Consider the following 6,234-nt stretch of genomic DNA (forward strand, 5'->3'; position numbering starts at 1 on the left):
TTCCTACCTTTCTTCTAATCTAGCAAAATTCTTTAGAATCTTTAGGCCTATCTCTCCACTTTTTTCCGGGTGAAACTGACAGGCATATACATTATTCTTTTCTACAGAAGCATCAATTAAAGTACCATAATCTGTAGTAGCGGCTACTATACTTCTATCTTCTGATCTTAAATAATATGAGTGAACAAAGTAAACATAAGGAGATCCTGTGATACCTTGATATAAAGAAGCTCCCTGTGTGATGTTTAAATTATTCCATCCTATATGAGGAATCTTAAGTCCTTCCCCGTCTGGGATACGAATAATCTTGCCAGGCAGTAGACCAAGTCCTTCAATCCCATCACTTTCCTCACTACCTTCGAACATTAGCTGTTGTCCAAGACATATTCCCAGTAATGGTTTTCCACAATCCGCTACTTCCTTAATCGTATCGATTAGGTGATAACTATTTAATTTCTGCATAGCATCCCCAAAAGCCCCTACCCCAGGCAGTATCACCTTTCCTGAGCTCATTATCTCCTCGTGATTTCTTGTTATAACAACCTCTTCTCCTATAAACTGAAGAGCTTTTTGAACACTTCTTAAATTTCCTGCGTCATAATCAATGATTGCTATCATAGTGCCACATCCTTTTTTATTTTATAAACGATATTCCGGTGGATATCGTAGGTACTAAACATAATACATCATTATTTTTCTTTTTGTATATCATAAATGAAAATAAAGATTATTTCAAGATAATTTGGTAAAGTGATAACGAAGTAAAATTAAATATTAAAAAATAGCCCTGTTTCTTATATCAAGGCAGGTTCCAAAAGAACCTCTCTCCAATACTCAAAGCAGAGCCATAAGTACGGTAGCCATAAGTACGGTAGCCATAAGTACAGAGCCATAAGCACGGTAGCCAAAATTAAAAGAACAGTAACCTACTCATATGAATTTGGCTACTGTTCTTTTAAATTTGAGATTGTCTTATAAATTACTTTTCAGATTTTTTAACCAATTTATCATCATGCTTTTCTAATATCACATTATAAACTGCCATACTATAATCTAATTGCGTAGGACTATTGATAATATCATATGCTTCATCAACAGATACATAAAATTTCTCATTTAATTCGTTAATTATTCGATCTCGAACATAATCTAAATCTGTTTGTATTCCAAGTTCTGTCGCAAAAGTATAATATTTATCATAACGCTCTAAGCCCTTTAGTAAAGAATCTAAGGCTTGTGGATACATATCAATTGCAGAATAATTGTTATACGAATTTAACTGCTTATTCACAAACATAACTGTCATTATCTTATCATAAATTTCAATATCTTCATCTCTTATCTCTAATCCATACACCTGGTTATAAGCTTCGTTATAACGTTGCATATCAAAATTTTTGGTAGCATTTTGAACATTTATAGCATAAGTATAGATATTCGTCCCTATGACAACAAATACGGCAATACTTGCAAATAATGCAAATATAAAAGAAGCACCAATTCGATTAATTCTACCTTCATTTGCATCAATCTCATCAATTAACTCTTGCACTTCTCTAGAGAGTCGCTCTTTTTCTTCTTTCTTTACTTTCGCCCGCTCTACCTTAGCTTTTTTTGCTTTTATTGAATCATCCTTAGCTTTCTTTTTCGCTGCTAATTTATCTGCTTTTTTCTTAGCTATAGTAGCCTTTTTTTCTTTTTCTTCGTCTAGGGCTTTTGCTTCTTTTTCCTTAGCAACATTTATAATATCTTGCTTTAATTGCTCCCTTTCATCTTCAGAGTATTCATCTTTCACGTTTCCGAAAACACGAGAAAACAGGTTATTTCTACTACTTTTTTCTTTGTCAGACTTTTTATTTTTCTTTGACTTTACTTCAAGATTCTCTATTTCTTTTTGCGAAACTTCATAATGATTAGGAATATCCGGTATTAATTTAAGTAATTCTTCATCAATACCTTCGTCTTCTAAACCAGAAATCCCACCAAGAGCATCTTGATAGATTCCACCGATGTCTTTTGTTGATGAATTTAACAAATCTTCTGGTTCGCTGTATAAACCTAACATTGGGTCTACCCTAGACCCTTCATCATCCATGAAATCATCAATGGAAAGTACATCTGAAGCATAATCCTCTTGACTATTGTCTTCCGGTGTTCTATTAATTTCATTTAATAAATCAAGTATATCTTGATTTCCATCAAAATCAGGCGTACTACCCACTGCAAATTCTCCCTCTGCTTCTTTATAATTATTGTTAAAGAAATTATCGTTAAGCGTATCACTTAAATCTATTTTTTCTTTCTCTAAATTATCTTCTTCTGTTGTCGCCACTAACTCAGATAGTGATAAATTAGCTATTTCATTTTCTACACTGTCATCATACTCAACTTTTTCTAATTCTTGTTCCAGTATAAAATCTGTATTTGGTTCGATTGAATTAATTTCATCCTGTTCCTTAAATTTGTCTTGCATTTGAATTAATTCATTTTCATCTTTTGTATCATGAATGAGACTTTGATCGCTGTTTACATCCTGAGTAAAACTTTTGTCAATGGTTTCATCCTTTATTTCATCACTGTTCGAAGAATGCATTAGTTTTCCATGTCCTTCAAACTCATTGTGATTTAATAAAGACTGAAGTTCCTTGTTATTTGTTAAATCATCAGTTTCTGTACCAAAGATACTATAATCCTCAGGTATATAATTATCATCTTCATCTGTAATATCTTTGCTATTATGTAGTGCTTCCATTGATTCAGATAGCGTATTGAAATACGAATGATCCAAGTCTAACTCTTTACAGTTTAAGCAATATTCACTATTGTCCTTTACTTCGGCATGACATATCTTGCATCTATTCAATCGTACACCACCTAGCCTATATTTTGTAGTAATTATTCACTTAAAAGTAACTCATCAATTTTAGCTACTAATTGTCCAATCTCTGGTTTTGATAATTGGGCATTTGCACCTAAGGATTCACCCTTCCTACGCATATCCTCATTTACCAAAGAGGAAAAGATAACGACTGGAATTCGTGATAATTTTGCATCCTCTTTAACAAGCTTTGTTAAGTGATGTCCATCCATTACCGGCATCTCAATGTCAGTAATGAGAAGAGCAACCTTTTTATCAACAATTCCTTCTTGCTTGTACTTTAATAATAAATCGTAGGCTTCTTTTCCATTCTCAGTCCTAGTGATATTGGTATAGCCCGCTTTTGCAAGACAGTCGACCAACAATTGATTTAGTAAATGAGAATCTTCAGCAATAATGATTGGCAAATCACAACGCCTTCTATTATTTAATAAATCCATTTCTGAAACCTTTAAACTAGTTTCAGGACTTATATCGGCTACTATTTTTTCAAAATCAAGTAAAATAATTAATTTATTTGATAATTTAATAATTCCAGTTGCTACTCCCATACCAGCGTGATTTAATGTAGCATCAGGTTTTGAGATTTCACCCCAAGAGATACGATGAATTCCTAAAACTTTATTTACATGAAAACCAACATGTAGATTATTAAAGTTTGTTACAATAATCATATCTTTGCCATCCTGCTCTGTCTCTTGGTGCAGGCTTAGAGTCTTTCTTAAGTCTATGATTGTCATGATAAAGTCACGTGGCATATAAATGCCCTCAACAGTAGGGTACGCGTTAGGTACTGGTGTCGGGCTTACATAAGGCAGTATCTCCCTAATCTTAGCCACATTAATACCATAGCTATTTCCACCAATGGTGAATTCGAGCACTTCTAATTCGTTTGTGCCACTTTCTAATAATATATTGTTTTCCATGGTTTACCCCCATATCTTCTTGTAATTCGTATCTATTCAGAAATATATACCTAAGTTTTTATTTCCTTTTATGTGTATATATATGGTATTATATGATAAAATGACAAAAAATTCAATCGTTACCTCCATAATACGGCACTATTTTCCATTTTGATTCTGCAAAAGAATCTATTATATATTGTTATACTCTATCATTATCGGCTATTTTATTAATTTAGATTAGCAATAAATTAAATTTGGAACACCATCTAAGTCTTTCACGTAATTAGCTAAGATTCCTAGTTATATCGCTCAATATGTATAGAATATTTTCCATTCATTAATGTAACAAAAAATGCAAGAATAGACGAAACCTTCTGAATTAATAAGTTTCCTAAATTCAGAGTGTATTGATGATTCTTGCATTTTTATTAAACAATATTTATTTACTAATTAATACCTTTACATAGGTTCATAGTGAATTATTATCATAAGAATATTCTATATCCATGATCACTATAAATTACGAATAAGTAATAACATAAAAATGAAGAGTGATATTTTTTATTAACCACGATCATAAGGTTTGTATGATCTTTCAGTTAACTGAACAGACTCATTTCTAATTTTAGCAAAGTGTCTAACGTGTTCTTGCTGCAGTAATTCATTAATCATTGCCAAAAAACAATCGACATCAGCTTCGTTATTATAGATTCCAAAGCTAATGCGTACCATCCCTTCGGGAGGATAGCAAAGTGTTTTCGAATGATTTTGCACTTCCGAGACCCCCGTCAGACGGCGCACATAAGAATGGGCGCAAAAGGCAGCATGGCGAACAGCGATAGCGCGATAGCCTGCGAGAAAATTGGCCACCTCTTCATTCTTTACGTCACGAATGTTAAATACAGCAATGCCTACTCTATCGTCAATATTTATACTGTCGCCGTAAAGGATAACCCCCGGAATCTTCATAAACCCATCCAGAGCCCTTCTTAGAAGGACTTGCTCGTGTTTTCTAATGTAATCAAAGCCCATATGCTTTAGAATTTCCATTGATTTCAGCATTCCGACTACGCCCGGGTAATTAGGTGAACCTGCTTCATAACGATCCGGTGCGGGCAAAAAGAGTACCGAATAATCGCATACTGACTCAACCATACCGCCACCATAAAAATGGGATATGTGCTTATTAAGCACATCTGTAAGCCCTACCACTGCGCCGCCACCGAAAGGCGAGTACATTTTGTGTGCTGAGAAAACAAAAAAATCAATGTTTTCTTCCGGTGTTTCCCCTAACATGCTAAATGCGCGGTGAGCGACAATCTGCGCACCATCCACAATAATCTTCGCTCCGTATTGATGAGCAAGTCTAGCGATGTAGTGTACATCATTTACATAACCTGTGACATTGGAAGCCGCAGTAACGGTAACATACTTAATCTTGCCATTATACATCTGCAGAAGCCGCTTTACATCATCGATAATCAGACGTCCATTTTTATCTACTTTAGCATATACTGTTTTGGTGCGCTCACGCCATGGCAAGTCGTTTGCGTGATGCTCCATTCGTGTTGAGAGAACGATGTCCTTAGGACTTTCGATGAGAGCGGATGCAAGCTTATTTATTCCATCCGTCGTGTTGTTGATATAGAAAGCTGTATAAATATCGCTGTTTGCTCCAACAAAGTCCTTGACAATTTCACGTCCGTTTGTATATACCTCGGTCGAATGTTCAGACTTTTGTCCTTTTCCGCGACCGATGGAGCCATAGTACATAAGCTGTCGCTCTATTTCTCTAACGACTTCCTTAAAAGGTGGAGTAGTAGCGGCATTATCTAAATTAATAGCAGGTACCATTTTTTTGTTATCAAGCTCAACCAATGCGTCCAGCCCAAACATCATATTACGTATATAATCGCTAGTATTACGCATAGCAGAATTACCTAGGCTGTTATCCATAATAGATTGCTCCTTTTTGTTTTCCAGATATAAGGTTTCCTTAAATATGGATGGAAAGTTAACCGGGGAAGTTGATTTATTTTATGTATATGTGGAACTTCGGTATTTGTTACCTGCATGACTGTTCGGTCATAACCAGCAACTGCAATTTATTGCATCCGAAAAGATGTTGAGGATAATTTAGAAACTCTTAAAAAGAGATGTTTAGATGAGATTAAACTGTTTAGAAAAGTAGAATAGTTATATCGAATTGTAAGAGTAGAATACAACTAAAGAAGGATCTTTTACAAAATTTATTTTGCAAAAGATCCTTCTTTTTATAATGACTCCAAGGGGATTTGAACCCCTGTTACCGCCGTGAAAGGGCGGTGTCTTAACCGCTTGACCATGGAGCCAAAGAACATTTCTCTAGTACCATTGTACTCTCAAAACTTCATATTGATATACTCTTGATTTTTAAACAAACCTTTTAGGTTAAGCCCTCGACCTATT

Annotated in this window: 4 protein-coding genes and 1 tRNA gene; all 5 read right to left on the reverse strand. The window is 34.6% G+C overall.

What is annotated here, in order from left to right:
• Nucleotides 1-3 precede the first annotated feature (3 nt).
• Nucleotides 4-618, reverse strand: a complete 615-nt coding sequence (gene hisH, locus RTP52_RS18910) for an imidazole glycerol phosphate synthase subunit HisH (RefSeq protein ID WP_312372912.1) — start codon at nt 616-618, stop codon at nt 4-6.
• A 361-nt stretch (nt 619-979) separates the two neighbouring features.
• On the reverse strand, nt 980-2,863 hold the full coding sequence (locus RTP52_RS18915) for a hypothetical protein (RefSeq protein WP_312372913.1): 1,884 nt from the start codon (nt 2,861-2,863) through the stop codon (nt 980-982).
• A 32-nt stretch (nt 2,864-2,895) separates the two neighbouring features.
• A complete protein-coding gene (locus RTP52_RS18920) occupies nt 2,896-3,804 on the reverse strand; it encodes a chemotaxis protein (RefSeq protein WP_312372915.1) in 909 nt (302 codons plus the stop codon).
• Between the two features lie 546 nt (nt 3,805-4,350).
• The gene (locus tag RTP52_RS18925; protein WP_312372916.1) at nt 4,351-5,742 is read right to left on the reverse strand and encodes an aminotransferase class V-fold PLP-dependent enzyme; all 1,392 of its coding nucleotides are present in this window, start codon (nt 5,740-5,742) and stop codon (nt 4,351-4,353) included.
• Between the two features lie 323 nt (nt 5,743-6,065).
• A tRNA-Glu gene (locus RTP52_RS18930) sits at nt 6,066-6,137 on the reverse strand.
• Between the last annotated feature and the right edge of the window lie 97 nt (nt 6,138-6,234).

Source organism: Lachnoclostridium sp., from assembly GCF_031997925.1.
GTDB lineage: Bacteria > Bacillota > Clostridia > Lachnospirales > Lachnospiraceae > Lachnoclostridium.

Excerpts from the sequence above, each read along its gene's own strand:
- RTP52_RS18925 (WP_312372916.1), bottom strand. The coding sequence starts at position 5,742 with ATGGATAACAGCCTAGGTAATTCTGCTATGCGTAATACTAGCGATTAT.
- hisH (WP_312372912.1), bottom strand. The coding sequence starts at position 618 with ATGATAGCAATCATTGATTATGACGCAGGAAATTTAAGAAGTGTTCAA.
- RTP52_RS18920 (WP_312372915.1), bottom strand. The coding sequence starts at position 3,804 with ATGGAAAACAATATATTATTAGAAAGTGGCACAAACGAATTAGAAGTG.